The organism is Burkholderia sp. BCC1977, from assembly GCF_905339595.1.
Classification (GTDB): Bacteria; Pseudomonadota; Gammaproteobacteria; order Burkholderiales; family Burkholderiaceae; genus Burkholderia.
The window spans coordinates 19,611-45,961 of the sequence record NZ_CAJPGQ010000030.1; the positions used below are offsets into that span (position 1 = coordinate 19,611).

At 66.2% G+C, this 26,351-nt stretch carries 20 protein-coding genes; 18 read left to right on the forward strand and 2 right to left on the reverse strand.

Annotated elements, in window-relative coordinates; genetic code table 11:
- Positions 1–70 precede the first annotated feature (70 nt).
- The 18 genes from uca (at position 71) to U5771_RS23235 (ending at position 25,269) form a co-directional block, all read left to right on the forward strand.
- Positions 71–3,661 (forward strand): urea carboxylase, encoded by a 3,591-nt coding sequence (uca, locus tag U5771_RS23150; RefSeq protein WP_322026108.1) that lies wholly within the window; start codon positions 71–73, stop codon positions 3,659–3,661.
- Complete coding sequence (gene atzF, locus U5771_RS23155) at positions 3,658–5,556, forward strand: allophanate hydrolase (protein ID WP_322026109.1); 1,899 nt, start codon at positions 3,658–3,660, stop codon at positions 5,554–5,556. The genes uca and atzF overlap by 4 nt, the downstream gene beginning before the upstream one ends.
- Positions 5,557–5,620: 64 nt before the next feature.
- On the forward strand, positions 5,621–6,595 hold the full coding sequence (locus tag U5771_RS23160; RefSeq protein ID WP_322026110.1) for an ABC transporter permease: 975 nt from the start codon (positions 5,621–5,623) through the stop codon (positions 6,593–6,595).
- Between the two features lie 45 nt (positions 6,596–6,640).
- On the forward strand, positions 6,641–7,552 hold the full coding sequence (locus U5771_RS23165; RefSeq protein WP_322026111.1) for an ABC transporter ATP-binding protein: 912 nt from the start codon (positions 6,641–6,643) through the stop codon (positions 7,550–7,552).
- A gap of 738 nt (positions 7,553–8,290) precedes the next feature.
- On the forward strand, positions 8,291–8,794 hold the full coding sequence (locus tag U5771_RS23170) for an inclusion body family protein (protein WP_322026112.1): 504 nt from the start codon (positions 8,291–8,293) through the stop codon (positions 8,792–8,794).
- Between the two features lie 85 nt (positions 8,795–8,879).
- A complete protein-coding gene (locus U5771_RS23175; protein WP_322026113.1) occupies positions 8,880–9,749 on the forward strand; it encodes an AidA/PixA family protein in 870 nt (289 codons plus the stop codon).
- Positions 9,750–10,082: 333 nt separating this feature from the next.
- Positions 10,083–13,538, forward strand: a complete 3,456-nt coding sequence (locus tag U5771_RS23180; protein ID WP_322026114.1) for an adenylate/guanylate cyclase domain-containing protein — start codon at positions 10,083–10,085, stop codon at positions 13,536–13,538.
- Positions 13,539–13,631: 93 nt separating this feature from the next.
- Entirely contained in the window at positions 13,632–14,681 is a 1,050-nt protein-coding gene (locus tag U5771_RS23185; protein WP_322026115.1) for a patatin-like phospholipase family protein, read from the forward strand.
- A 138-nt stretch (positions 14,682–14,819) separates the two neighbouring features.
- The gene (locus U5771_RS23190; RefSeq protein ID WP_322026165.1) at positions 14,820–15,359 is read left to right on the forward strand and encodes a hypothetical protein; all 540 of its coding nucleotides are present in this window, start codon (positions 14,820–14,822) and stop codon (positions 15,357–15,359) included.
- A 348-nt stretch (positions 15,360–15,707) separates the two neighbouring features.
- Complete coding sequence (locus U5771_RS23195; RefSeq protein ID WP_322026116.1) at positions 15,708–15,875, forward strand: hypothetical protein; 168 nt, start codon at positions 15,708–15,710, stop codon at positions 15,873–15,875.
- Between the two features lie 367 nt (positions 15,876–16,242).
- Positions 16,243–18,540, forward strand: a complete 2,298-nt coding sequence (locus U5771_RS23200; RefSeq protein WP_322026117.1) for a sigma 54-interacting transcriptional regulator — start codon at positions 16,243–16,245, stop codon at positions 18,538–18,540.
- A gap of 387 nt (positions 18,541–18,927) precedes the next feature.
- Entirely contained in the window at positions 18,928–19,116 is a 189-nt protein-coding gene (locus U5771_RS23205; protein WP_322026118.1) for a DUF1843 domain-containing protein, read from the forward strand.
- A gap of 48 nt (positions 19,117–19,164) precedes the next feature.
- Entirely contained in the window at positions 19,165–19,782 is a 618-nt protein-coding gene (locus U5771_RS23210) for a DUF1842 domain-containing protein (protein ID WP_322026119.1), read from the forward strand.
- A gap of 46 nt (positions 19,783–19,828) precedes the next feature.
- Positions 19,829–20,413: a DUF1842 domain-containing protein gene (locus U5771_RS23215; protein ID WP_322026120.1), complete on the forward strand. Its 585-nt coding sequence runs from the start codon at positions 19,829–19,831 to the stop codon at positions 20,411–20,413.
- A 103-nt stretch (positions 20,414–20,516) separates the two neighbouring features.
- Complete coding sequence (locus U5771_RS23220) at positions 20,517–21,965, forward strand: GDL motif peptide-associated radical SAM/SPASM maturase (RefSeq protein ID WP_322026121.1); 1,449 nt, start codon at positions 20,517–20,519, stop codon at positions 21,963–21,965.
- Positions 21,966–22,076: 111 nt separating this feature from the next.
- Positions 22,077–22,406: a hypothetical protein gene (locus U5771_RS23225; RefSeq protein WP_322026122.1), complete on the forward strand. Its 330-nt coding sequence runs from the start codon at positions 22,077–22,079 to the stop codon at positions 22,404–22,406.
- A 650-nt stretch (positions 22,407–23,056) separates the two neighbouring features.
- Entirely contained in the window at positions 23,057–23,776 is a 720-nt protein-coding gene (locus U5771_RS23230) for a response regulator transcription factor (protein WP_322026123.1), read from the forward strand.
- On the forward strand, positions 23,776–25,269 hold the full coding sequence (locus U5771_RS23235; RefSeq protein WP_322026124.1) for a HAMP domain-containing sensor histidine kinase: 1,494 nt from the start codon (positions 23,776–23,778) through the stop codon (positions 25,267–25,269). Before U5771_RS23230 ends, U5771_RS23235 begins: the two co-directional genes overlap by 1 nt.
- A gap of 129 nt (positions 25,270–25,398) precedes the next feature.
- On the opposite strand, the gene U5771_RS23240 is transcribed toward U5771_RS23235, so the two are convergent.
- Complete coding sequence (locus tag U5771_RS23240) at positions 25,399–25,749, reverse strand: hypothetical protein (RefSeq protein WP_322026125.1); 351 nt, start codon at positions 25,747–25,749, stop codon at positions 25,399–25,401.
- 29 nt (positions 25,750–25,778) lie between these two features.
- Entirely contained in the window at positions 25,779–26,348 is a 570-nt protein-coding gene (locus U5771_RS23245; RefSeq protein WP_322026126.1) for a hypothetical protein, read from the reverse strand.
- Positions 26,349–26,351: the final 3 nt, after the last annotated feature.

Sequence of the window (26,351 nt, forward strand, 5' to 3'; positions counted from 1 at the left end):
CCGGGTCGACACGTTCGCTGCCCCCCGAGGGGGCGGTTGCCTTCCTTGGGGCGACCCGGCGGGAGGCAACATGAGATTCGCCAAAGTCCTCGTCGCGAACCGCGGCGAAATCGCGTGCCGCGTGATCCGCACGTTGAAGCGGCTCGGCATCGCATCGGTCGCGATCTATTCGGATGCCGATCGCGACGCGCGTCACGTGGCGCTCGCCGACGAAGCCGTGCGTGTCGGGCCCGCGCCGGCGGCCGACAGCTACCTGAACGTCGCGGCAATCCTCGCCGCCGCGCGCGAGACCGGCGCGCAGGCCGTGCATCCCGGCTACGGGTTCCTGTCCGAGCATGCCGGTTTTGCCGACGCATGCGAAGCGGCGGGCCTGCGCTTCATCGGGCCGCGCGGCGATCACATGCGCGCGTTCGGCCTCAAGCACACCGCGCGCGCGCTCGCCGCCGCGCAGGGCGTCGCGCTGCTGCCGGGCACGGGCCTGCTCGACGACGTGGCGATCGCGCTTGCCGAAGCCGGCGCGATCGGTTATCCGGTGATGCTGAAAAGCACCGCTGGCGGCGGCGGGATCGGCATGTCGCTCTGCCGCGACGCCGCGCAGCTCGAGGCGGCCTTCGAATCCGTCGTGCGGCTCGGCAACGCGAACTTCGCGCATGCGGGTGTCTATCTCGAGAAGTTCGTCGAACACGCGCGGCACATCGAAGTGCAGATCTTCGGCGACGGCCGGGGCGGTGCGATCGCGCTCGGTGAACGCGATTGTTCCGTGCAGCGCCGCAACCAGAAGGTGATCGAGGAAACGCCCGCGCCGGACCTGACGGGCGCCGAGCGCGACGCGCTGCACGCGAGCGCGGTGCGGCTCGTCCGCGCAGTCGGCTACGCGTCGGCCGGCACGGTCGAATTCGTGTTCGACGCGAACGCGCGGCGCTTCTATTTCCTCGAGGTGAACACGCGCCTGCAGGTCGAGCATTGCGTGACCGAAGCGGTGACGGGTGTCGATCTGGTGGAATGGATGATCCTGCAGGCCGAAGGCGACCTGCCGCCGCTCGACACGCTCGCCGTTGCGCCCCGCGGCGCGAGCATCCAGGTGCGGCTGTATGCGGAGGATCCGCACAAGCAGTTCCTGCCGAGCGCCGGCCTGCTCACGCACGTCGCGTTTCCGGACAACGTGCGTGTCGACGGCTGGATCGACGCGGGCACCGAGATCAGCGCGCATTACGATCCGTTGCTCGCGAAGCTGATCGTGCGCGGCGATACGCGGCGCGACGCGCTGGCCGCGTTGCAGGCCGCGCTGGCGCATACCGAACTGTACGGGATCGAGACCAACCTCGACTACCTGCGCGCCGTTGTCGGCTCGGACACGTTCGCGCGCGGCGCGCCGACCACGGCATTCCTGTCGCGCTTCGCGTTCGCGCCGCACACGATCGACGTGCTCGACGGCGGCGTGCAGACCACCGTGCAGCAGGCCCCGGGGCGCGTCGGCTACTGGAGCGTCGGCGTGCCGCCGTCCGGGCCGATGGACGATCGCGCGTTCAACCTCGCGAACGCGCTGCTCGGCAACGCGCGCGATGCGGCCGGGCTGGAATTCACGATGGTCGGCGCGACGCTGCGCTTCAACACGGCGACGCTGTTCGTGCTCGGCGGCGCGCCGCTCGCGGCCACGCTCGACGGCGAGCCCGCGCCGTTCTGGCAGGTGCTGCGCGCACGGCCGGGCACGGTGCTGAAGCTCGGCGGCGTGACCGGCGCGGGCGTGCGCGCATGCCTGGCCGTGAAAGGCGGGCTGCAGGTGCCCGACTATCTCGGCAGCAAGGCGACCTTCACGCTCGGCCAGTTCGGCGGTCACGCGGGGCGCGCGCTGCGCAAGGGCGACGTGCTGCATCTGCACGCGGACGCGGGGTGCGGCGACGCGGGCGCGACGCCGGCCGCGGCCGACATTCCCGCGCTGACGCATGCATGGACGCTCGGCGTGCTCGACGGTCCGCACGGCGCGCCGGATTTCTTCACGCCCGACGACATTGCGATGCTCTACGGCACGCAGTGGACGGTCCATTACAACTCCAGCCGCACCGGCGTGCGGCTGATCGGCCCGAAGCCGCAGTGGGCGCGCGTGGATGGCGGCGAGGCAGGCCTGCATCCGTCGAACATCCACGACAACGCGTATGCGATCGGTGCGGTCGATTTCACCGGCGACATGCCGGTGATCCTGGGCCCCGACGGTCCGAGCCTCGGCGGCTTCGTCTGTCCGGTGACGGTCGTGCGCGACGAGTGGTGGAAGCTCGGGCAGTTGCGCCCGGGCGATACCGTGCAGTTCGTGCGCGCCCGCGTGTCGCCCGCGCATGCCGCCGCCGCGGTCGTGCCGGCGGCACCCGCCGGCGCGCCGGACGATTGCGTGCTGCATCGCGACCCGTCGGCCGGCGGCGGCATCGGCGTGGTCTACCGGCGCTCGGGCGATCGCAACGTGCTGGTCGAATACGGGCCGCTGGTGCTCGACCTCAACTTGCGCTTTCGTGTGCACGCACTGATGTGCTGGCTCGACGCGCACCGGCTGCCCGGCATGCTCGACCTGACGCCGGGGATTCGCTCCCTGCAGGTGCAGTTCGACGCGCGGACGTTGCCGCTTGCCGCGTTGCTCGCGCATCTGCAGGCCGCCGAACGCGAACTGCCCGACGTGGCCGACATGCGTGTGCCGAACCGCATCGTGCATCTGCCGCTGTCGTGGGACGACCCATCGACGCGCGTCGCGATCGAGCGCTACATGCAGTCGGTGCGGCCCGACGCGCCGTGGTGCCCGAGCAATATCGAGTTCATCCGGCGCATCAACGGCCTGGCGAGCATCGACGACGTCAAGCGCATCGTGTTCGACGCGCGCTATCTGGTGATGGGGCTCGGTGACGTCTACCTCGGTGCGCCGGTCGCGACGCCGATCGATCCGCGGCACCGGCTCGTGACGACGAAGTACAACCCCGCGCGCACCTGGACGCCGGAGAACGCGGTCGGCATCGGCGGCGCGTATCTGTGCGTGTACGGGATGGAAGGACCCGGCGGCTACCAGTTCGTCGGCCGTACCGTGCAGATGTGGAACCGCCACCGCACCACGCGCGAATTCGAGGCCGGCAAGCCGTGGCTGCTGCGCTTCTTCGACGAGATCCGCTTTTACGAAGTCAGCGAGGCCGAGCTGACCGCGCTGCGCGCGGATTTCATCGCGGGCCGCGCGGCGCTGAAGATCGAGGAATCCGTGTTCGATCTGGGCGCATACAACCGCTTCCTGCGCGACGAGGCGGATTCGATCGCGACGTTCAAGGCCGCGCAGCAAACCGCGTTCGATGCCGAGCGCGAGCGATGGCGAGCGGCCGGGCAGGCGGACTACGTCGGTGAAGCGGAGCAGGGCGACGCGCAGGCGGCACGCGGAGCGGGTGCGCTCGACGACACGCAGCGGGCGATTGCCGCGGACGTGTCGGGCAGCGTGTGGAAGGTGCTGGTGGAGGCCGGCGAGCGCGTGACCGAAGGGCAGGTCGTCGCGATCGTCGAATCGATGAAGATGGAGGTGGCGGTGACGGCAACGGAAGACGGCACGATCGAGACGATCGATTGCGTGCAGGGCGCGGCGGTGGTGGCCGGCCAGCGGCTGATGGTGATGAAGACCGGCGCCGCCGAGGCGGTCGCATGAGCACGACGGAACGCTCCATCCTGCCCGGGCTGCGCTCGATGGCCGCGCTGCGTGCGCGCCATGAAGCGGGCGACCTGACGCCGCATGCGCTCGTCGACGCGATCGCCGCGCACTTCGACGCGGGCGATCCGCATCATGCGTGGATCCGGCCGCTGACGCGCGCGGAGATGACGCGGTATGCCGACGCGCTCACCGGGCGCGACCTCGCGTCGTTGCCGCTCTACGGCGTGCCGTTCGCGATCAAGGACAACATCGACCTCGCCGGCATTCCGACGACGGCGGCCTGCCCGGCCTATGCGTACACGCCGGCACGCAGCGCGCCCGTCGTCGAGCGGCTGATCGCGGCCGGCGCGATTCCCGTCGGCAAGACCAATCTCGACCAGTTCGCGACGGGGCTCTCGGGACAGCGCTCGCCTTACGGCGCGTGCCGCAATGCGCTCGATCCGCGCCATGCGTCGGGCGGGTCGAGTTCCGGGTCGGCGGTCGCGGTCGCGCTCGGCGTCGCGACGTTCTCGCTCGGCACCGACACGGCCGGTTCGGGGCGCGTGCCGGCCGCGTTCCACGGGCTCGTCGGGCTCAAGCCGACGCGGGGCGTGCTGAGCACGCTCGGCGTGGTGCCGGCCTGCCGGTCGCTCGATTGCGTGTCGGTGTTCGCGCACTCGTCGGCGGATGCACGTGCGGTGTTCGACGTCGCGCATGGCGTGACCGAAGGCGATCCGTACGGGCGCGCATGGCAGCCGCTGCCGGGCGCGGACGGACTGCGCGCGCATCCGGTGCGGCCGCTCGCGCAGTTGCGCTTCGGCGCGCCGCGTGCCGAGCAGCTCGAATTCTTCGGCGACGAATCGTATCGCGCGGCATGGGGCGTGGCGCTCGAACGCCTGCGCGCGACCGGCGCGCGGGTCGTCGAGATCGATTTCAGTCCGTTCCTGGCTGCCGCGCGGCTGCTGTACGAAGGCCCGTGGGTTGCCGAGCGGCTCGCCGCGATCGGCGCATTCGCCGCGCGGGAACCCGATGCGCTGCATCCGGTGATCCGCGAAATCGTCGGCGGTGCGTCGCGCTTCAGCGCGGCCGACGCGTTCGCGGCATTCGACCGGCTCGCGACGCTGCGCGTGGAGGCGGACCGCGCGTGGGGCGGGCTCGATGCGATCGTGATGCCGACCTCGGCGACGACCGCGACCGTCGACGCGCTCGAAGCCGACCCGATCGGCGTCAACTCGCGCTTCGGCTATTACACGAACTTCGTCAACCTGCTCGACCTGTCGGCGATCGCGGTGCCGGCCGGCATGTGCGAAACCGGGCGGCATGCCGGCTTGCCGTTCGGGATCACGTTCGTCGGCCGCGCGCACGACGATGCGCGGCTGCTGGATCTCGCGCAGGCGTGGGCCGACGGCACTGTCGCTGCCGGCGATGCGGCTGTCGGCGATGCCGGGTCGCCCGCGCCGGCGGCACCTGTGCCCGACGGGTCGTCCGGCTTGGCGTCCGATGTGGTGCGCGTGGCCGTCGTCGGCGCGCATCTGCGTGGCGAGCCGTTGAACGGGCAGCTCACGCAGCGGGGCGCGCGTTTCGTCGCCGCGACGACGACGGCAGCCGCCTATCGCCTCTACGCGCTGTCCGCGGCGGCATGCGGCGGCGTCGCCAAGCCGGGCCTCGTGCGCGTGCCGGACGGCGGCGCGCCGATCGCGGTCGAGATCTGGGAGATGCCTGTCGACGCCTACGGCAGCTTCGTCGCCGGGATCGCGGCGCCGCTCGGCATCGGCACGCTGACGCTCGCGGACGGCTCGCGGGTGCAGGGCTTCCTGTGCGAAAGCGCGGCACTCGACGATGCGCAGGACATCACGCGCTTCGGCGGCTGGCGCGCTTACCGCGCCCAGGCCGCCAGCGGCGCATTGCAATGAACGCCCGGTCGCGCGTTGCCCCGGCATCCGCGCGGCCGGCACCCGAAACGATACGGAGATTCCCATGTCAACGACCCGCAACACGACCGGATGGCTCGCCGTGCGCCGCGAGCTGACGGCGCGCGGCAGATGGACCCTCGGCCTGGCGTCCTTCCTGCTGCCGTTCGCCGTCTGGTGCCTGATCAGCTATGTGCCGTTCGTCTGGCATCCGCAAATGCGCATCACGAATCCGGGGAGTGTCGACTATTTCCAGACCGGCATGCAGATCGACCGCGACGTGTTCGACGACGAGCGCGCGCATGCGCGTGCGACGCACGCGGCCGTGCCCGAGGGCGTGCGCGCGAATCCGGTGTACCTGCCTGCGCCGCATCAGGTGCTGCGCGCGTTCTATACGGCGTTCACGACGCCGCCTGCGTCGCGCGACGGCGTGTGGCTGCACGAGAGCCTGTGGCACAGCATCCGGATCATCTTCTGGGGCTTCGTGATCTCGTCCGCGATCGGTGTGCCGCTCGGCATCGTCTGTGGCACCTTCAGTGCGCTCGCGCGGCTGCAGGAGCCGTTCCTGGAGTTCTTCCGCTACCTGCCCGCGCCGGCATTCGGCGCGCTGATGGTCGCGATTCTCGGCATCTACGACGCGCCGAAGATCGCGATCATCGTGATCGGCACGCTGTTCCAGCAGGTGCTGATCGTCGCGAACACGACGCGCAAGCTCGAATACGGGCTGTTCGAGGCCGCGATGACGCTCGGCACGAAGACGCTGAAGCTGCTCACGCACGTCGTGATTCCGGGCGTGCTGCCGGACCTGTATCGCGACCAGCGGATCCTGCTCGGCTGGGCGTGGACCTACCTGATCGTCGCGGAACTCGTCGGCACGAGTTCGGGCATCACGTGGTACATCAGCCAGCAGGCGCGCTACCAGCATTTCGACAACGTATACGCGGCGATCCTGATGATCGGGATCATCGGACTCGGCACCGACATCGTGCTCGGGCTGCTCGGCCGCAAGCTGTTTCCGTGGGATCGCACGCTGAAGGCGTGACGCTCTTCGACTCGCATCCATCGACCGATTTCCGTAGAGGGCATCATGCAGAATCCGCAAGCCGTTCCCGATTACCTGATTCAATCCGATGCGGTGCGCGAGCGCTTCGCGCGGTTGAAAGCCCGCGACGTGATACTCGACGTGCGTCATGTCGGCAAGCGTTTCGCGACGCCGCAGGGCGAGTGCGTCGCGCTCGACGACATCAGCTTCCGTACGCACCGGCGCGAATTCGTGTGCGTGATCGGCCCGTCCGGCTGCGGCAAGTCGACGCTGATCCGCATCCTGGCGGGGCTCGACGCGCAGACGAGCGGCGAGGTGCTGCTGGACGGCAAGCCCGTGCAGGGGCCGGGCGCCGATCGCGGGATGGTGTTCCAGGGCTATACGCTGTTTCCGTGGCTCACCGTGAAGAAGAACGTGATGTTCGGTCTGCGGATGAACGGCAGCAGCAGCGGCGAGGCCGAGCGCGAAGCGCTGCAGTGGCTCGATCTGGTCGGACTGACGCGTTTCGCCGACGTGTATCCGCACCAGTTGTCGGGCGGCATGAAGCAGCGCGTGGCGATCGCCCGCGCGCTCGCGAACCGTCCGCGCATCCTGCTGATGGACGAGCCGTTCGGCGCACTCGACGCGCAGACGCGTGCGCGGATGCAGACACACCTGCTCGACATCTGGCGCAACATCGACGTGACGATCCTGTTCATCACGCACGATCTCGACGAGGCGATTTTCCTGGCGGACCGGATTCTCGTGCTGAAGGCGAACCCGGGAGGCGTGCAGGAACTGATCGAGGTGCCGGTGGCGCGGCCGCGGGATGACTCGCAGGTCAACACGCCCGAATTCATTGCGACCAAGGCGCGGCTCGAAGCGCTGATCCATCCGAAGGAGGCGGCGGCGGCGGACGACGAAGGTGTCAAGCCGCACATGCTCCGGATGACGGACGTTTCGGACAATGTCGAATAGCGGGCGCGCCAGCCGCGCGGATGTGCCCGTGATCTCGTACCGGGGGCGATCAGTACGACTGCGTGACGGGTTATCGGCCACGATCGAGCGCGAACCTATATCGTCGGTGATTTCGGTTCGGTTTTTTTATTAATCTTGCCTGATGGCGTGCGGGGCGAAATAATGTCGTTGCAGGTTCGGTTAAATAATGACGGCGTTCGATGCGATTCGTGTGAATATTTTTGTTTCGATTTCGCATCTAATATGGAGGTCAATTAACCTGTGTGGCCCTCAAGATCATGGATTCGTATCGAAAACGGCGGCGTCGATAACCGTATTGCCGAAGCGGCGACATATTCCTTTGGGTCCGCGCGTCGCCGACCTGGCGGTGATGACAAACCCGTCTCCCGCGATCGATACGGCGGACGCCCCGGCCAGTGCGTGCGTGGCGCATCCGGTTTGCGTCCCGGCCCATCTCGCGAGGGCTTCGCTCCCGGCACGCGGATTCTGCATTCTTGGAAACTGTATGAAATATGGAGTCAATCAGGGATATTGTTTTAGTAAATTTGAATCTCCATAAAAATAATCGAGAACTGTCAGCATTTACAGGTTTTTCGGGTTAAGTGATCGGTGTAAATTTAAATCGCGGAACAGCTTGAGGTTTCAAGGTTTCATGCGAATCGTCATCCGCTCGGCGCTTGACGGTCGTCTGGAGCAGTCCGCGCACCGGCAACCCCATTTACCTGAACTGGAGTTCCTATGTCACGCGTTACCGATGTGCTCGTCTCGATCGATACCGAAACGATTCTCCAGAAATATCCGAATCCCAGCCGGGATCCGAAAAGCCCGACGCTGATCGACTGGAAGCACGTGTACATGGTCACGAACCAGGACAACGTCGTTTCCGGGCAGGCGGGCGGCGAACTCGACCTGAGAGCCCAGGTCGGCGACCTGATCCGATGGCGTGAAACGAGCCTGTCGCTGGGCTTCGAGAAGCAGGTGGTGTTCTACGGCTTCATCGCCAACCAGGGCAAGGACCTGATTTCGACGCCGACGCCGCGCAAGGCCACTGCATCGGTCCCGATTCCGAATCCGAGCTCGCCGTCGACGCCGACCTGCCAGAAGGTGGACAACTACTACTGGTCGTCGGAAACGCTGTCGGAAGGCCGCGTCACCTACCACTTCTACTTCCAGATCATCGATCGCAACTGCCAGTCGCTGGGTTGCTATCAGTGGGATCCGTTCATCTCGATCCACAACTGATCTCGGCAGGCGGGCGGCCGCACGGCGGTCGCCCGCGTCATTTTCCTGTTCCGGAGGACGTGCCATGTCTGGTCTTCGTTGCGATGTGCTCGCGATCGTCGATGCCGTCACGCTGCTGTCGGCCTATCCCGATGCGAGCAGGAACGCCGATACGCCGACCGTGATCGACGGCCGCCACATCTACGTGGTGAGCCCCGGTGACACCGGGCCGCTCGGCCGCAACGACAGCCGGCTGTTTGCCGGCCTGGCGGCGGGCGACCAGCTCCGCCTGCGCGAAACGGCGCTGGCGCTGCGTGCCGAAGTGAGCGTTCTGTTCATCCGGTTTGCGTTGAAGGACGCGGGCATCGTCGCGCCGATCGAAGCGGAGGTGCGCGACGCCACGACGCCGGTGCCGTCCGACGACGACCTGCTGCATCCGCAGTGCCGGCCGATGCGGGACCATTACTGGCGCGGCGATGTACTGGCTGCGGGCGCCACGACGTGTACGGCCGATTTCGCCGTACTCGACCGCGACGGTGCCGTGTCCGGCTATTTTCGATGGGAGACGTCGATCGAGATCGCCGGTGGCCAGGCGGATTCGAAGCAGCCCGATTTCAAGCCGTCGTCGGACCGCAACGGCAACTTCAACCTGCCGCCCCATACCGACTTCAAGGCGATCTTCTATGCGAATGCCGCTTTCAAGCAAGACCTCAAGCTGTTCATCGACGATGCGACCGAACCGGCTGCCGCGTTTCTGGGAAGCAGTGACGATGGCGTCAGGATGTTCACCCTGAACTCGAACGGCGGAAAAATCCGGATCGATGCGTCGGCGAAGGGCAGGAAATCCGCAACGGATGCCCGGTTGGCGCCATTGTCCGCAGGGGAGCGGGCCTGGCTGGGCTGGCTCGGTGCCGAGGATGGCGTCGATGCCGATTTCAACGACGGCATCGTCATCTTGCAATGGCCGATCAGCTGAAGCAGCGTGCGCGCAAGAGGGTTCGGGATTCCGTGCCCGAGGACGGTCGACGGACGCTGCCCGACTGAACTTCGCGGCATTCAAGCGTCTGGCCGCGACCTGCGACCTGCTGTTGATGCGGGTCGAAAATGAGATCCGTGCCTGGGTCGCGCTACTGCCACGGTCGTCGTTGACGACGCCACGCGACAATGGATCAGGCGTCGCGCGGCGCGCACCCATCGCCCCATTCGTTCCTGCGCTCGTCGGCATGCGTAAGCGCATTTACCAGCCTGAATCCCCGCGGAGAGTGGCGCATAATGTTTTGAGGTCGACCCTTGGCAGGAAGAGGGTTTTATGCGCTGCACACTCTGCGGATCCGAGAATCCTCCCGGTGCGAGGTTCTGCCAGGAATGTCAGGCCGTGCTGTCCCGCACATGCCCGCAGTGCGGGCATGAGGCGGAGCCGGCAGCCCGCTTCTGCAGCCATTGCGGGACGTCGCTCGCGCCCCCCGCCGCGGTGCCGCCATTGTCTCGACCGTCGGGGCAGGCGCCGTCGCCCACGCCGATCCATTACACGCCCGATCATCTGGCCGAGCGCATCCGTGCCGAACACGCGGCCATGGAAGCGCGCGGCGAGCCGGCCGGCGAGCGCAAGACCGTTACCGCGCTGTTTGCCGACATGGCCGGGTCGACCGCGTTGATCCACGATCTCGATCCCGAAGTGGCGCATCGCCTGATCGTGCCGGTGGTCGAGCTGATGATGGAAGCGGTTCACTACTACGAGGGGTACGTCGCCAAATCGCTCGGCGACGGCATCCTCGCGCTGTTCGGCGCGCCGATCGCCCACGAAGACCACGCGCAGCGCGCGCTGTTCGCCGCATTGCGCATGCAGCAGGCGATGCGCCAGCATGGCGACCGCATTCGTCTGCAGGAAGGCATTCCTCTGCAGATTCGCGTCGGCGTTCATACCGGCGAGGTCGTCGTCCGTTCGATCCGCACCGACGACCTGCACACCGAATATGACCCGCTCGGGCATACGATCCACATCGCGTCGCGGATCGAGGGCATTGCCGCGCCCACGTCGATTCTCGTCAGCGAATCCACCCACAAGCTGGCCGAAGGCTATTTCGAGTTCAAGGCGCTGGGGGCCACGCAACTCAAGGGCATCCCCGCGCCGCTGTGCGTCTACGAGGTGCTGGGCCTGGGTGCATTACGCACGCGCCTGCAGTTGTCGGCGCACCGTGGTCTCGCGCGGTTCGTCGGCCGCGAAACGGAAATGGAACACCTGAACCGGGCCCTGGAGACCATGCGGGCCGGGCATGGGCGCGTGGTCGGCGTCGTCGGGGAGGCCGGTGTCGGAAAGTCGCGCCTTTTCCACGAGTTCAAGGAGCGTTCACGACGCGGCGCGCTGGTGCTGGAGACGTTCTCGGTATCGCACGGCAAGGCGTTTTCCAATTTGCCGCTGATCGAACTCCTGAAGAATTACTTCCAGATCACGACGCAGGACGACGAGCGGCGCTGCCGGGAAAAGGTCATCGGCAAGGCGCTGACGCTCGAGCGCAGTTTCGAGGACCTCGTGCCATACATCCTCTATCTGCTCGGCATCGGCGAGGGCGGGTCGGTGCTCGTCGAGATGGATCCGCAGATCCGGCGCGACCGCACCTTCGACGCGATCAGGCAGATCTTCGTGCGCGAGAGCCAGAATCAGCCGGTCCATTTGCTGTTCGAGGATCTGCAATGGCTGGATCGCGAAACGGAAGCATTCCTCACCTACCTGATCGACCACGTGCCGGACGCACGCATCCTGCTGTTGGTGAACTACCGGCCCGAGTATCGGCCTGCGTGGGCCGGCGCGGGTCATTGCAGCAAGATCCGGCTCGAACCGCTCGGCCCGTCCGATGCGCAAGGACTGCTCACGGCGCTGCTCGGCGAGGATCGCACGCTCGTGCCGCTGAAACAGCTCATTCTGGAGAAGACGGAGGGCAACCCGTTCTTCATGGAGGAAGTGGTCCAGACGCTCGTCGAAGAGAAGTCGCTGCTCGGCGATGCGGGCCGTTATCGCATCGTGGAGACGCCGACGACGCTGCACATCCCGACCACCGTGCAGGGCGTGCTGGCTGCCCGGATCGACCGGCTTCCGATCGAGGAAAAGGAACTGCTGCAGGCGCTTGCCGTGATCGGCCACGAGTTTCCGTTCAGCCTGATCCGGCGCATTTGCGGTGAGGTGTCGGCGCGGGACGACGAACTGCGCCGCCTGCTCGCCCATCTGGAAGCCGCGGAGTTCATCTACGAACGGCCCGCCTTTCCCGAGGTCAATTATTCGTTCAAGCACGCGCTGACCCAGGAGGTCGCCGGGCGCTCGTTGCTCACGGAGCGGCGCACCACGCTGCACGAGCGCACCGCGCAGGCGATCGAGGTGCTGTTTCCGACGCGCATCGCCGATTACTGCAGCGAACTGGCGCACCACTACAGTCAGAGCGGAAACATTCCCAAGGCCGTCGAATACCTGCATCGTGCGGCTCAGCAGGCGCTGCGCCATGCTGCCCATCACGATGCCATGAATCACCTCGGCGCGGCGCTTGCGTTGCTGAAGGGCTTGCCGGACACACCCATGCGCGCGCATTGGGAGCTGACACTGCTGCTTTCCCTCGGGCCGGTCTTGATGGATGTGCGCGGGTATGGCGCGACGGAGGTGGGCGCGACCTATACGCGAGCGCTCGAGTTGTGCGAGCGGACCGGCGAGGTAGCGCAGCGCTTTGCGACTCAGCTGGGATTGCGGATGTACCACGTCGTGCGCGGCGAGTATGCGCTCGCGACCGACCTGGGCCAGCAGATGCTCGGTACCGCCAGCGATGCGAACGACCCCGGCTTTCTCATCGAGGCCCATAGTGCGCTGGGTTCGTGCTTCTTTCTGCAGGGCGATTTCACGGCTGCCCGCACCCACCTGGAACAGGCGCTCGCGATCTACGATCCGGAGCAGCATCAGGCACACGTCTTCGCGCACGGGGTCGATCCGGGCATCCGGGCGCTCAGCTTCCTCGTGTTGACCTTGTGGATTCAGGGATACCCCGACCAGGCGCTCAAGCGCAGCGCCGAAGCACTCGCGCTCGCACGGTACCTTTCCTATGGGCCGTCCCTGGCGTTCAGCCTGACCTACACGGCGCACTTGCATCAGCTGCGGCGGGAGCCGACGCTTGCCGCCGAGCGCGCGGAAGCTGTCATTGCCGTATCGACCGAGCACGGATTGCCGTACTGGCTCGCGTGGGGGACGCTCCTGCGAGGCTGGGCGATGAGCGCGCAAGGACACATCCAGGACGGCATCGCGCAGATGCGGCTGGGCCTCGACGCGCAGCGGGCAGCCGGCGGCGAAGACCAGCGGCCCTATTCGCTCGCGTTGCTCGCCGACAGTTACTGGCGCGCGGGTGACAAGCGGGCGGCACGGGACATGCTGGAAGAGGCGACGGCGATCGTCGAGCAATCCGGCGAGCATTGCTACGAGGCCGAGTTGTATCGGCTCAGGGGAATCTATTTGACTGGAGCGGCAAGCGATGAGGCTACCGCGGCCGCATGCGATGAAGAAGCGCTCGACTGTTTCCGCCGGGCGATCGCGCGAGCACGCCAGCAGGGTGCCGGAGCGTTCGAGTTGCGAGCCGCGATGGACCTTGCGCGGCTATTGCAACGGCAGGGTAAGCCGGTCGAGGCAAGGCAAGCGCTGTCCGAGGTGGTCGCCTGCTTCACGGAAGGCTTCGACACGAGCGACCTGCGCGAGGCGAAAGCGCTGCTGGATGCATTGGACGCGCGCGCAGGATGAATGGAACGACGGCGCACGGCGACGTATCGCGCGACGACGTGCGTTCGATGACCTGCCGCTGCTCCGCGTGAACGGAGCGCTGAGGAGACGGGCATGGCAACCACGCACACAAGACGCCGCAACGATGTCCCGCGCAAACCGATCGCGCTCGCGTTGCAGGGCGGCGGAATGCACGGCGCGTTCACCTGGGGCGTGCTCGACCGGATGCTCGAAGACGGCAGGCTCGACATCGAAGGCGTCAGCGCAACCAGCGCCGGCGCGATGAACGCCGCGGTACTCGCGTATGGGCTGCAAAAGGGCGGCGAAGACGGTGCGCGTCAGGCACTGCACGACTTCTGGCAGGCGGTCGCGAAATCGGCGGAGCGCTACAACCCGCTGCGCTGGGCGCCGTGGCTGAAGGGCACGCACAGCTTCGGGCTCGATCATTCGCCGCTGTATGCGTTCGCCGACATGATGCTGCGCGTTTTTTCGCCGTATCAGTTCAATCCGCACAACCTGAATCCGCTGCGCGAGGTGCTCGAAGGCCAGGTCGATTTCGACGCGTTGCGCAAGCACTGTCCGATTCGGTTGTACCTGTGCGCGACCAACGTCGAGACGGGGAAAATACGCCTCTTCACCGGCGTGGACGTCAGTGCCGACGCAGTGCTTGCATCGGCCTGTGTGCCGACACTGTTCCAGGCGGTCTCGATCGACGGCGAGTACTACTGGGATGGCGGGTACATGGGAAATCCGGCCATCTATCCGCTCATCTACAACTGCGCGACGCGCGACGTCGTGATCGTCCACATCAATCCGCTCGTGCGCCGCGGTGTACCGATCACGGCCGCGGAAATTCTCAACCGTATCAGCGAGATCAGTTTCAACTCGTCGCTGATGCGCGAGATGCGCGCCATCGCGTTCGTCACCGACCTGATCCAGCAAGGCACGATACAACGCGGCGACATGAAGGAAATGCTGATTCATTCCATTCGCGCCGACGACGCGCTGTGTGCGCTGAGCATCTCGAGCAAGTACAACGCGGATTGGGGATTTCTGCGCGAGCTGCATGACCATGGACGACGCGAAGCGGATGCGTGGCTCGCGCATCACTACGGAAACATCGGACAGCGCTCGAGTATCGACATTCGCCGGGAATTTCTCTGAGCGCATCGCAGTCATGTCGGCATGGGGCGCGCATGCGTAGCCGTCCCGGGCCAAGGAGCGAACGTGAAGCGGACGCAGGCGCGGTTCGTCGCGTTGTGGTCGTGCAGCGGCGGGACGCATGCCGAGGAGGTCTATCGCATGCTGGCGCAATGCTATACGGAGCCGGCGCGCCACTACCATACGCTCGTGCATGTCCGGCGATGCTTGCGTCACCTCGACCTGGCGCGGCACGCGATTCCCGAGCCGGATGCCGTCGAACTCGCGCTCTGGTTTCATGACGTGATTTTCGTTCCCGGCGCGCAGGACAACGAGCAGCGCAGCGCGGACTGGTTCCGACACCAGGCGGCGGGGCGAATCCGCGCGTGCGACCGCATCTGCGCGATGATTCTCGCGACGACCCACTCGGGCACGGCTGCGGAACTCGATACCCGTTTCGCGTGCGACATCGACCTGGCGGCGCTGGGCGCGCCTCGCCGTCGATTTCGCGAAGACGGCCGGCGCCTGCGGGCGGAGCGCCCCGAGCTTGACGACCGGGCTTACGATTTTCACGAGCGGACGATTCTGCGCGGGCTGTTCGTACGCCCGCGCATCTATCAGACCGATTTCTTCTACACGCGCTGCGAGATGCGGGCGCGCAAGAATTTGAGCTGGCGAATGCGGTTGCCGATTCCGGAATGACGACGCGCGGCTGCACCGACGTGCGGTTTGATCGAAGCCGGGTGGCATCGGCGATCCGGGCTGGCCGGATGCTTCGCCGAAATTCGCTGGAATCCTCTGCCGGAGCGACTTTCCATTTTCAAGTTATTCGTGACCTAGTGCCCACGTGTGATTCAAATATAAACAGATCGGCCAGATTGCGATATTCGAATGTTTATGGATGAAACGACTGAGTGGCCCGCAAAGGGGGGGCTGGCGGCGAGCAGCGATATTATGAAATTGATTTGTAATGAATGTCGGGCCGATGTCGTGCGGCCATTCGAAAATCCCGTGGCGTCACGCGTACCATTTTTGAAGGGATGTTGAAAAATGGCTGTCTCGAAAGAAAATCGTGTCGATGTTTACGATGGAATGGCTTCAATTTTTCGCATGAAATTCATCAATATCGTTCCCGCGCGAGGCTTTGATGCGATGGAACCTCCGCTGACGTATCAAGCAACCGTACGCGAGGTGGAAATCATTGAACAAACGTGGTGATTATTGCTGCTTTCGATCGGGCCGCAAGATAATCAAGCCCTATTTATTTAGATTCCCGGTCGAATAAATCCCTCTACACTGTCTTCTGCAACGGCCGTTATTCAGCGACCCGGAGCGCCGCAGGCGGGGCTGAAAGGTTGATGCGTGAAGTGACGTGGTGGTATCTGGTTTTAAAAACACAAGAAAACTGAAAAAGAATCGCTCTAGAGCCTAACCGTATAGGAAAGAGCATGCAAAGACCGGGGACAGATGTCCGCAGCGCGGGCATATTGCACGACGTCGGCGCGGCGGCGTGCGCCGAGACCGCCATTTGCCGGCTCGACATCGTCCTGCCCGCACAGGTATCGCGATTGCCGGGCGTCGTGCGATGAAGGGGCTACGGAACGGGGCCGCTTGCGGCCCGGACGCGTGCGCGCACGGCAACGGCACGCTCGACGCGCATGCGCTGATCGGCGTGTCGGCAGCCTTTCGCCAACTGGTCCGGATGATCGATCGGGTGGCGCCGACCGAGCATACGCTACTGATTGTCGGGCCGACCGGCTCTGGAAAGGAACTGGTGGCGCGGCGCCTTCACGCAAACGGCCCGCGGCGCGACATGCCGTTCATCGACGTGAACTGCGGCGCCATTCCCCATGATCTGATCGAAGCGGAATTCTTCGGTCATGTCCGTGGCGCGTTCACGGGCGCGGTCGACGACCACCGCGGCCTGTTCGACCAGGTCGGGGCCGGCACGCTCTTTCTCGACGAGATCGGCGAGCTGCCGCTGGCGCTGCAGCCCAAACTGCTGCGCGTGCTCGAAACGCGCACGTTCCGGCCGATCGGCGCCTCGGCAAGCCAGCGCTTTGCCGGGCGCATCGTTGCGGCTACCCATCGAAACCTGCTGGAAGAAGCGCGGGTTGGCCGCTTCAGGGAGGACTTGTTCTACCGGCTGGCGGTTTTCATCCTCAATGTGCCGGGGCTCGCGCAACGCAGCGAGGACATCCCGCTGCTGGTCGCGCATTTTGCCGCCCAGCAAACGCGCGCGATCGCGTTTACGCCGGCGGCGATCAAGCGCATGTGCGAGCATCCGTGGCCGGGCAACGTTCGCCAGTTGCGCAATCTTGTCAGCCAGCTCAGCGTGTTCGCGGAGCATGCGCGGATCGACGCCGACACGCTCGCCCCGTTTCTGGCCACGGACGCGCCCGACGCGATGGCGTGCGCGCTGCTCGCGGACCGCCTGCTCGAATTCGGTGGCAGCGACAAGCTGGCCGCGGCCGAGCGCCTGCTCATCGACCGCGCGCTCGAACGGACGTCGTATAACAAGAGCGCCGCGGCCGCGTTGCTCGGGGTCGGCCGGAAGGTCGTCGAGCGCCGGCTCAAGGCGCGCGAAGCGCAGCACGGGGAGGCTCGACAGTGCCTGGAGCGTGCCGAGGCGTTGGCCGGCGCGATCCAGTATCGCGAATCCGTCGCGCAGCTGCACCGCTGCCTCGATCTCCTGAAAAAGGCCAGTCCGACCGAGGAGAGCCGCCGCTTGCAGTTCGGTGCGTATCGCCTGCTTGCCGTCGTGCTGCGAGGCATCCACGGCTGGCAGTTTCCCGAAGCGACGGCGTGTTACGAGGCGGCATTGTCGATCGGCGATGGCGTATGCGACGCCCGCGAACTCGCCACCGTGCAGTTCGGCATCTGGATGACGCAACTGGTGACGCTGCAACTCACGCGGGCGCGTGCCACCGCGCAGGAACTGCTTCACCGCGCGCACGCGATCGACGATCGGGCGATGCTCGACGACGCGCACGTTGCGCTCGCCAACACACTGTTCTGGCTCGGCGACAGTGAGGAAGCGCTGGCGTTGCTTTCCCGTGGCGGGCTGACCGGCATCGGCCGCGCCGACCGGCGGCTCGGCGTCTCGGGCGCCGATGTCGCGGGGCTCGCATTGACGTTCGAGGGTCTCGCCGCTTACCAGACCGGCGCACTCGACGACGCACGCGATGCCATGGAGCGTCTGACCGAGCGCGCGGAACTCGATCCGCCGTATGTGCCCGGTCGTGCGCTCGACCTGCAAGGCGCGGCGTGGCTGGCGATGCTCTTCAACGACGTCGAGCGGCTCGGGAACCTGACCCGTGCATTCGACGCGATACCGGCGACCGACGCACCGGCCTGTTCGGGCGGTGCGGTGCGGATTTTCAGGGCGTGCTATCTGAGTGCGATCGGCGAATTCCGCGACGCCGAGGCGATGCTGCTGGACGGCTATGAAAACGAAATCGAAAAGCAGGGCGGCGCGCTGTTCTATTCGATCAAGACCTGGAAGCATGGCGAGATACTGTTGAGCACGGGGCGCGCGCAGCAATGCGAAGCGCTCGTTTCCGATGCGCTCGACAAGGTGATTCGCAGGCAGGAGCGTGCGTATCTCGGTGAGCTGTTGATCCTCAAGGCGCGTGCGCAATCGATGCTGGGCGATACCGCGGGTGCGGAGCAGGGGTTGCGCATCGCGATCTCGACGGCGTTGGCGCTGGGCTCGGTGCCCGCGCGTCTTGCCGCGATGGGACATCTCGCGGATCTGTCGCGGCAGGCCGTCCGCCCGGCGTCGATCATCGAAGCGATCGACCGGCCGTTGCACGTGCCCGTCGCAGTCCGCCCGCCCTCCACGCCGCTCCAGGATCCGGGCCTGCTTCCTGGCCTGCTGTAGCGATCGCATCGACGCGATGTCCTGAGCGCGCGGCACGGCGGATTGCGCGCGTGACACCTTTCTCCCGAGACCGTGGCGAACGGCGCATGCCGGCGCAGCGTCGCCGTGTCGACGCGCGCCGGGTCTTTTCCCACCTTGCACGCCGGCACGCGTCCGCGGCACCGGACCTCGCGCGCGTGCATTCGGACGATCGGGCGGTCCCGCCGCGGATGGACACATTCGTCCATCGCGCAGCAAACGGCGGGACGAATTCGTCCTCGGATGGTCGAGCGGCGGCAGCGCGCACGGACACAGGCCCGTCGATCCACGACTGGCACATCGGTTGCTTGATCTATTGCTCGCGGAGCTTCCGCGAATCGGCACGACGACCTTTTTAGCGAGAACGTCATGAACAGGGAAACCGGCCACGTCATTCCGCCTTATGGCGTAGCGATCCACCAGGCCATATCGGATGGCGATGTGTCAAGGATGAAGGCCTTGCTCAGCCAGGCCGAAGCGGTTCTGAAGCAGCACGAGGACCTTGCCGCGGCGGTCGGCAAGCTCAAGCAGGAGATCGTGAGGCGCGAGCGGGCCTGAGCTGGCGTCGCACGCATCGCCGTTTCGTTCACCACGCAGGAGGACCAAATGTCAGAAAACGCACGTACCGGGCTTTTCCCCGCGGGCTATGTCATCGGCACAGGAATGCCGGGCGCACCGACGCTCAGGCTCGCCTTGCTCGTGGATGCGCCCGAGGGCAGTGTGGTTGGCACCGCAACGATCGGGCAGGCAGTGAATCCGCCGGTCGACTTCCATGCCGACGTCTGGGGCAACTACACCTATATGGCGCTGATGCCGCCGGTCAACACGCGCATCCTGGTGACGCTGCAGGGCAACGACGGCGGCCCGAACTCGAATTCGATCGTGACGTTCCGGCTGCATCTCGTGCTGGAAAACGACTGGCAAGGCGGCGTCGCGTCGTACAGCTTTTTCGACGACGGCAGCTGGCGCTCGTTCGAGAACGTGCCGGCACGGATCGATCGGGAATTCGTCCCCCTCGAGCCCGGCCCGGTGATCGTCGAGCCGCACGGCGGGCCGCGGCCTTTGTACGGTGCGCCCATTCAGCAGGCGGCGGCCTCCGGCGATCTCGCGCACATGAAGACGGTCGCAGCCGCGGCGAAGCACCAGCTGCAAAGCCGTGACGAAATTGCTGCGGCGCTGGCGGCGCTGAAGACCGAAATCGCGCGACTCGAAGCCGGTAACTGAAACCGGTCCGGTTGCCCCGATCCCTATTCGCTACAGGAGCCATTTCATGTCCGTCGCTCTTTTTCCCGTGAATTTTCGCGTCGCAACGCCGGCTATCGGCGCACCTGTCCTCACGCTGGCGCTACTGGTCAACGCGCCGGCCAAGAAGGTCAGCGGCGTGGCGCGCATCACCCAGACGACCTGGCCGCCGCTCGAATTCAGTGCGCAGGTCTGGGGCCAGTTCAGCCCGATCGTGCTGACGCCGGGCGGCAAGACGCAACTCGTCCTCAGCCTGCAGGGCAACCCGTCCGGGCCGACCAGCGGCCTGGCCGAAACGTTCCGGCTGCAGGGCATGGTCGAGGCGGACTGGAAGTCGGGGGTCGCCAGCTACCGGTTCTTCGAAGGGGACCGCTGGCATGCAGTCGAACACGCGATCATGACGGTGGCCGGCGCGCCGCAACCGTTCGAACCCCGCCATCCGGTCACGCCGCTGTACGGCGTCGGCCTGCAGCAGGCGACGCAATCGGGCGATCTCGGCCGCATGAAGGCGCTCGCCCGCCAGGCCGAACAACAGCTCGCCGATGCAGGCCGTATCGAGCAAGCCCTTGCCGGTCTGAACGCCGAGATCGCCCGGCTGGAAGCCGGGCGCTGAGCAGGTGCGAGGCGGCGGTGCCTGCCGCGGTTCGCGGCGGCCGCCGCCGACGGCCGGTCGGTGAGTGGCGGGTGCGGGACAGACGATACGCGAGGACATCGAAATGGACGAGAATCAGGTGCGCCCGGTTCGCTTCCTGAGCGAACAGGACTACGAACGGTTCGTCCCGGTGCACGTCGTGTGGGAAATCACGCTGGCGTGCGACCTGAAGTGCCTGCACTGCGGATCGCGTGCGGGCCACCGACGCACCAACGAACTGTCGACCGCCGAGTGTCTCGACGTGATCGATGCGCTGGCGCGGCTCGGTACGCGAGAAGTGTCGATGATCGGCGGCGAGGCATACCTGCGCAAGGACTGGGCGCAACTCATCAAGGCGATCCGCTCGCACGGGATGTACTGCGCGGTGCAGACGGGCGGCCGCAATCTGACGCCGGCCCGGCTCGCGCAGGCCGTCGAGGCGGGCCTCAACGGGCTGGGGGTCTCGCTGGACGGCCTGGCGCCGCTGCACGACAAGTTGCGCAATGTCCCGGGATCGTTCGACCGGGCCGTCGATACACTGAAGCGTGCCCGTGCGCACGGTCTCGCGGTCAGTGTGAACACGCAGATCGGTTCGGCAACGATGCGCGATCTCCCGGCGTTGATGGATACGATCATCGAGATCGGGGCGACCCACTGGCAGATTCAGTTGACGGTCGCGATGGGCAACGCGGTCGATCACGACGAATTGCTCCTGCAGCCGTACCAGCTCGAGGAGCTGATGCCGCTGCTCGCCGATCTCTACAAGCGGGGGCTTGAGCGCGGCCTGCTGATGAATGTCGGCAACAACATCGGCTACTTCGGGCCGCACGAGCATCTGTGGCGCGGCTTCGGGGACGAGCGGGTGCACTGGACCGGGTGCGCGGCCGGGCAGACCGTCATCGCGCTCGAAGCGGACGGCACGGTCAAGGGGTGCCCGTCGCTCGCGACGGTCGGTTTCGCGGGCGGCAACGTTCGGGATCTGTCGCTGGAGGAAATCTGGCGCACCAGCGAGGCGATCCATTTCGGCCGGCTGCGCTCGGTGGACGACCTGTGGGGATTCTGTCGCACCTGTTACTACGCCGACGTGTGTCGCGGTGGCTGCACGTGGACCTCGCATTCGCTGCTCGGCAAGCCGGGCAACAATCCCTATTGCCACTATCGCGTGCTCGAATTGAAGAAGCAGGGGCTGCGCGAGCGCATCGAGAAGATCGAGGATGCGGCGCCCACGTCGTTCGCGGTGGGGCGCTTCGATCTGGTCACCGAACGCATTGCCGACGGCACCCCCGTATCGAGCATTTCCCGCTCGGGACAGACCGTCGAACTCGCGTGGAAACACAAGGGCAAGCGTGCGCCGGAAGTCGGGAGGGTCCCGCCGAGGCTGGTCGTCTGCCGCGCCTGCAACAGCTACGTCCAGCAGCACGAATCCCGATGCCCGCACTGCGGGGCGGACATCGCGGCGGCCGAGCGTGCTTACGAACACGACGCGCGGCGTCGTCATGCACTCATCGAGGAGGTCGAGCGGCTGTTGAGTTGAGTGAGCCGGGTCGCGCATCTCGTCGATCGTCGAGTGGAGTCCAGCCACCACTTTAAAAAACGGTGACCATGTTCGATCGGTCATGAAATACGGACTTTACGGGGAATATTCATGAGCAACGTTCAAGCGGAAGTGGCGCCGGTGGCCGGTGTCGGTACGTACACCTGGGAACTGTCGTTGTATGAATACCAGGGAACCTGCTGGATCAAGTGGTCCACGAATTCGCCGTTTCGAGCACAGCAAGGTCGAGTCTGCCTGTATGCGGGAAGCTTTCCGTCCAATCCGACCGAAGCGAAGGCGTGGAGCTGGGATAACGAAAACGGCCAGAATTTCAATACGAAGCAGCCGTGGGGCGCCGGGTGGTGTGCGGCATACATCGCCGAAAGGAGTCCGAACGGGCCGTACACCTATTTCGCGAAAACCCAGGTGACGAAAACCTGAGTCCGCTGGTCGCCCGACGGGGCTCGCTCCGTCAGGTAATGGGGCGTCGTCTCGATTTCACGGGTTGCTGTCGTATCGTTCGTGGTGCCGGTGCGCAACTCGAACGCCCCATCCGCCACGCGTGCCGAACCGTCCGTCGGAGGCCGGAGCGACCGTCATGAAATTGCGTGGCGCATCAAGAGATGTCCGGCCGGTGTCGTCGAACGATGCCGGCCGCTTTCCGTCCGGGTTGTCCTGACGTCGCCCGGGCCTCGGCGCGAAACGATGCCGGGCTGTGGGCGTCGCACGGCATCGATGCGGTGCGAGTCGGCAGGCATGTCGTATCACGGCGCGTGCCTTCCGGGCCGGCCGGATGCATTCGGTAATGCGGGCGGGCAATGGCGCCTTCTCGTCGGCGTGTCCGCGACCGGGATGACGGCAATCCGGCTCGAGGGGGCGAACGGGCAACATGGCGGGCATTGGCTCACGGCAAGGGCGCGATTCAAACTTAAACGAAATGTGACCCCTGCCACCGGCAAAATTTTGCACAATGGCGACAGCGCGGCGTTGCGCCGCGATTCGCCCCGGGCAGGCCGGCTTGCCGGACCCTGGCCGGCCAGAACCGCCGTTCGAGACCGAAGACGGCCGCCGACCTGCCGCCCCCGACCGCCATGGACCACCCCAAACGCATCCTGATCGTCGAAGACGATGCCGACATCGCCGACGTGCTGAGCCTGCACCTGCGCGACGAGCGCTACGAGGTCGTGCACAGCGCCGACGGCACGGAAGGGTTGCGCCTGCTCGAACAGGGCAACTGGGACGCGCTGATCCTCGACCTGATGCTGCCGGGCGTCGACGGCCTGGAAATCTGCCGGCGCGCCCGCGCGATGGCGCGCTACACGCCGATCATCATCACCAGCGCGCGCTCGAGCGAAGTGCACCGGATCCTCGGCCTCGAACTCGGCGCCGACGATTACCTGGCGAAGCCATTTTCGGTGCTCGAGCTCGTCGCGCGGGTCAAGGCGTTGCTGCGGCGCGTCGACGCGCTCGCGCGCGATTCGCGGATCGACGCGGGCACGCTCGACATCGCCGGGCTGTCGATCGACCCGATCGCGCGGGAAGCCGCCGTCGACGGCACCCGCATCGACCTCACGCCGCGCGAATTCGACCTGCTGTATTTTTTCGCGCGGCACCCGGGCAAGGTGTTCTCGCGGATGGATCTGCTCAATGCCGTGTGGGGCTACCAGCACGAGGGCTACGAACACACGGTGAACACCCACATCAACCGGTTGCGCGCGAAGATCGAGGCCGATCCCGCCGAGCCCGCGCGGATCCTCACCGTGTGGGGACGCGGCTACAAGCTCGCCGCGCCGGACCAGCGGGACACGTGATGAAACTGACCCTCACCCAGCGGCTGTCGTGCGTGTTCGCGGTGCTGCTGCTCGCGTGCTCGGGCGTGTCGGCGTGGCTGCAGATCCGCGCGAACGACATGCGCGAGAAGGAAGTCGTGCAGGGCCTGTCGCGCGATCTCGCCGCGCACATCGCGGGCAGCACGCCGCTGATGGACGCGAACGGATTGCGCCCGGACGCCGTGCGCACGCTGTTCGGCCAGTTGATGGGCGTGAACCCCAGCGTCGAGGTGTACCTGCTCGACAACGCGGGGCGCATCAAGGGCGACGACGCGCCGCCGGGCCACGTGAAGCGCGATCGCGTCGACCTCGCGCCGGTGCGGCGTTTCATCGCGGGCGAGCCGCTGCCGATCCTCGGCGACGATCCGCGCAGCCCCGACGCGCGCAAGGTGTTCAGCGCCGCGCCGCTGCAGCGCGCGGGCCAGTCGCCGTCCGGCTATATCTACGTGGTGCTGCTCGGCGAAGCGCATGACCGGCTGGCCGCGCGCGTCGACGCCGGCAACGTGCTGCGCACGACGCTGTGGTCGATGGCGGTCGTCGCGCTGCTCGGCCTGCTCGCGGGCCTGACCGCGTTCAGTTTCATCACGCGCCCGCTGCGCCGGCTGACCGATGCGATGCGCCGCTTCGACGCCAACGGCGCGCCCGACACGCAGCCGCCGGTGCCGCGCTCGCCGCCGGGCCGGCGCGGCGACGACATCGCGGTGCTCGAATCCGCGTTCGCGCAGATGGCCGACCGGATCGGCGACCAGTGGCGCGCGCTGACGCGCCAGGACCAGCAGCGGCGCGAACTGATCACCAACATCTCGCACGACCTGCGCACGCCGCTGACGTCGCTGCACGGCTATCTGGAAACGCTGTCGCTGAAGTCCGACACGCTCGCCGAGGCCGAACGCCGCCGCTACCTGTCGATCGCGCTCGCACAGAGCACGAAGGTCGGGCGGCTCGCGCAGGCGCTGTTCGAACTCGCGCGGCTCGAATCGGGCGGCGTGCAGGCCGAGCGCGAGCCGTTCTCGCTCGTCGATCTCGTGCAGGACGTATTCCAGAAGTTCGAACTGGCCGCGCAGTCGCGCGGCATCGCGCTGCATGCGCGGATCCCGCCGCGCGTGCCGGTCGTGTCGGCCGATCTCGGGATGATCGAGCGCGTGCTGACCAATCTGCTCGACAACGCCTTGCGGCACACGCCGCAGCACGGCGAGGTCGAGGTCGCGCTGACGCCGCTGGACGATCGCGTGGTGGTGACCGTGTCGGATACCGGCGAAGGGATTCCGCCGGCGCGGCGCGCGGGGCTGTTCCAGCGGCCGCAGCGGCCGATGAGCGGCGGCGCGGCGACGAGCGGCGGGCTCGGGCTGCTGATCGTGCACCGGATGCTGGCGCTCAACGGCAGCGGGATTCGGCTCGTCGACCGGGACGGGCGCGGCGCGGTGTTCGAGTTTGCGCTGGCGGTGGCGCAGCCGGGGGGCGGTGAAGTGCGATGAAGCTGGCGGCGCTGTCGTCGCGAATTCCGCGCGAATTCATGCGCGGAAATCGCGGAGGTTCGACTCCGGCCCGTCAGTCGTTCGCGGCTCCAGATGATGGGGCTGTTGGTACGTTTCGGTCGGACGATGTCACAATTTCAGCAGATCGGCGAGGGCGCTCCTGCTCGCCGGATCGTCGAGAATGACGGCGGTCACCCAATCCGTCATTTCCTGAAACGACGACAAGTTTGCGAGTCTGTCACCGAATTCCCGTTTCAGCATGTACTCGACGGCGGCGCGAATCAGCACGGGAGTTTCGACGACACCGGACTGCTTCAGGTGATCGATTCGCGCACGCAGAACCGCATTTGGATCGGCGGCCTTGGGTTCTTGCTGACGCGTCCGCCCCGTGAGTGCGGATTCCGCTCGGACTTTCTCCGCAACCTGCCGCGATTTCCTCGAAAGCTCGTGATGAAGCAACTGACTGATTTGATCGATCATGGGACCGGAAGCCATGGGATTCGCAAGCCTTACGGTTTGGACGGCGGGGTATATCGATTCCCGGCAACCCACTCCGGCACATGATCGACGGAGGCCTCCGTCTGCGCCAACGGGTCGGCGATTTTCTCGATCACGGCCGCGACATAGTGATTGATCAGCGGATACCGTCGATTCGACACCATACCCAGACGCAACTGGCGAAGTGCATCGTCGAAACGGTCGTGAACCAGCTCGACCAGCCCCGATTTGAAGATGCGCAATGTGTCATCGGCCGGTAGCGCATCGAGGGGCGCCCACGCGTGCAGGGCCAGTTCGACTTCCCCGTTTGTCAGCTCCAGAAAGCCGAGCATGAACCGCGCGACCGCATAATCGGGTGCAAGCGTCAGTGCTGCGATGAAATCCGTCTTCGCATGCGCATAATCGTGCTGACTGGCGTAGGTCGCGCCACGCAACAGGTGAAGACGCGGGTCCGACGACCACGTCTCCAGCGTTCCGGTCAATGCTTGCAGTGACGAGGCACCGGGTTCCTGCATCGCTTTCAGGACATCGGCCATTGCGCTATCGGGACAAAAAGACACGGCGTTCAGTTCTTCGGTCATGGG

What these genes read in the sequence shown, in the direction of transcription:
- U5771_RS23160 (WP_322026110.1), top strand. Translation starts at nt 5,621, where the DNA reads ATGTCAACGACCCGCAACACGACCGGATGGCTCGCCGTGCGCCGCGAG.
- U5771_RS23165 (WP_322026111.1), top strand. Translation starts at nt 6,641, where the DNA reads ATGCAGAATCCGCAAGCCGTTCCCGATTACCTGATTCAATCCGATGCG.
- uca (WP_322026108.1), top strand. Translation starts at nt 71, where the DNA reads ATGAGATTCGCCAAAGTCCTCGTCGCGAACCGCGGCGAAATCGCGTGC.
- U5771_RS23185 (WP_322026115.1), top strand. Translation starts at nt 13,632, where the DNA reads ATGGCAACCACGCACACAAGACGCCGCAACGATGTCCCGCGCAAACCG.
- U5771_RS23225 (WP_322026122.1), top strand. Translation starts at nt 22,077, where the DNA reads ATGAGCAACGTTCAAGCGGAAGTGGCGCCGGTGGCCGGTGTCGGTACG.
- U5771_RS23230 (WP_322026123.1), top strand. Translation starts at nt 23,057, where the DNA reads ATGGACCACCCCAAACGCATCCTGATCGTCGAAGACGATGCCGACATC.
- U5771_RS23240 (WP_322026125.1), bottom strand. Translation starts at nt 25,749, where the DNA reads ATGATCGATCAAATCAGTCAGTTGCTTCATCACGAGCTTTCGAGGAAA.
- U5771_RS23220 (WP_322026121.1), top strand. Translation starts at nt 20,517, where the DNA reads ATGGACGAGAATCAGGTGCGCCCGGTTCGCTTCCTGAGCGAACAGGAC.
- atzF (WP_322026109.1), top strand. Translation starts at nt 3,658, where the DNA reads ATGAGCACGACGGAACGCTCCATCCTGCCCGGGCTGCGCTCGATGGCC.
- U5771_RS23170 (WP_322026112.1), top strand. Translation starts at nt 8,291, where the DNA reads ATGTCACGCGTTACCGATGTGCTCGTCTCGATCGATACCGAAACGATT.
- U5771_RS23235 (WP_322026124.1), top strand. Translation starts at nt 23,776, where the DNA reads ATGAAACTGACCCTCACCCAGCGGCTGTCGTGCGTGTTCGCGGTGCTG.
- U5771_RS23180 (WP_322026114.1), top strand. Translation starts at nt 10,083, where the DNA reads ATGCGCTGCACACTCTGCGGATCCGAGAATCCTCCCGGTGCGAGGTTC.
- U5771_RS23215 (WP_322026120.1), top strand. Translation starts at nt 19,829, where the DNA reads ATGTCCGTCGCTCTTTTTCCCGTGAATTTTCGCGTCGCAACGCCGGCT.
- U5771_RS23195 (WP_322026116.1), top strand. Translation starts at nt 15,708, where the DNA reads ATGGCTGTCTCGAAAGAAAATCGTGTCGATGTTTACGATGGAATGGCT.
- U5771_RS23210 (WP_322026119.1), top strand. Translation starts at nt 19,165, where the DNA reads ATGTCAGAAAACGCACGTACCGGGCTTTTCCCCGCGGGCTATGTCATC.
- U5771_RS23205 (WP_322026118.1), top strand. Translation starts at nt 18,928, where the DNA reads ATGAACAGGGAAACCGGCCACGTCATTCCGCCTTATGGCGTAGCGATC.
- U5771_RS23245 (WP_322026126.1), bottom strand. Translation starts at nt 26,348, where the DNA reads ATGACCGAAGAACTGAACGCCGTGTCTTTTTGTCCCGATAGCGCAATG.
- U5771_RS23190 (WP_322026165.1), top strand. Translation starts at nt 14,820, where the DNA reads ATGCTGGCGCAATGCTATACGGAGCCGGCGCGCCACTACCATACGCTC.
- U5771_RS23200 (WP_322026117.1), top strand. Translation starts at nt 16,243, where the DNA reads ATGAAGGGGCTACGGAACGGGGCCGCTTGCGGCCCGGACGCGTGCGCG.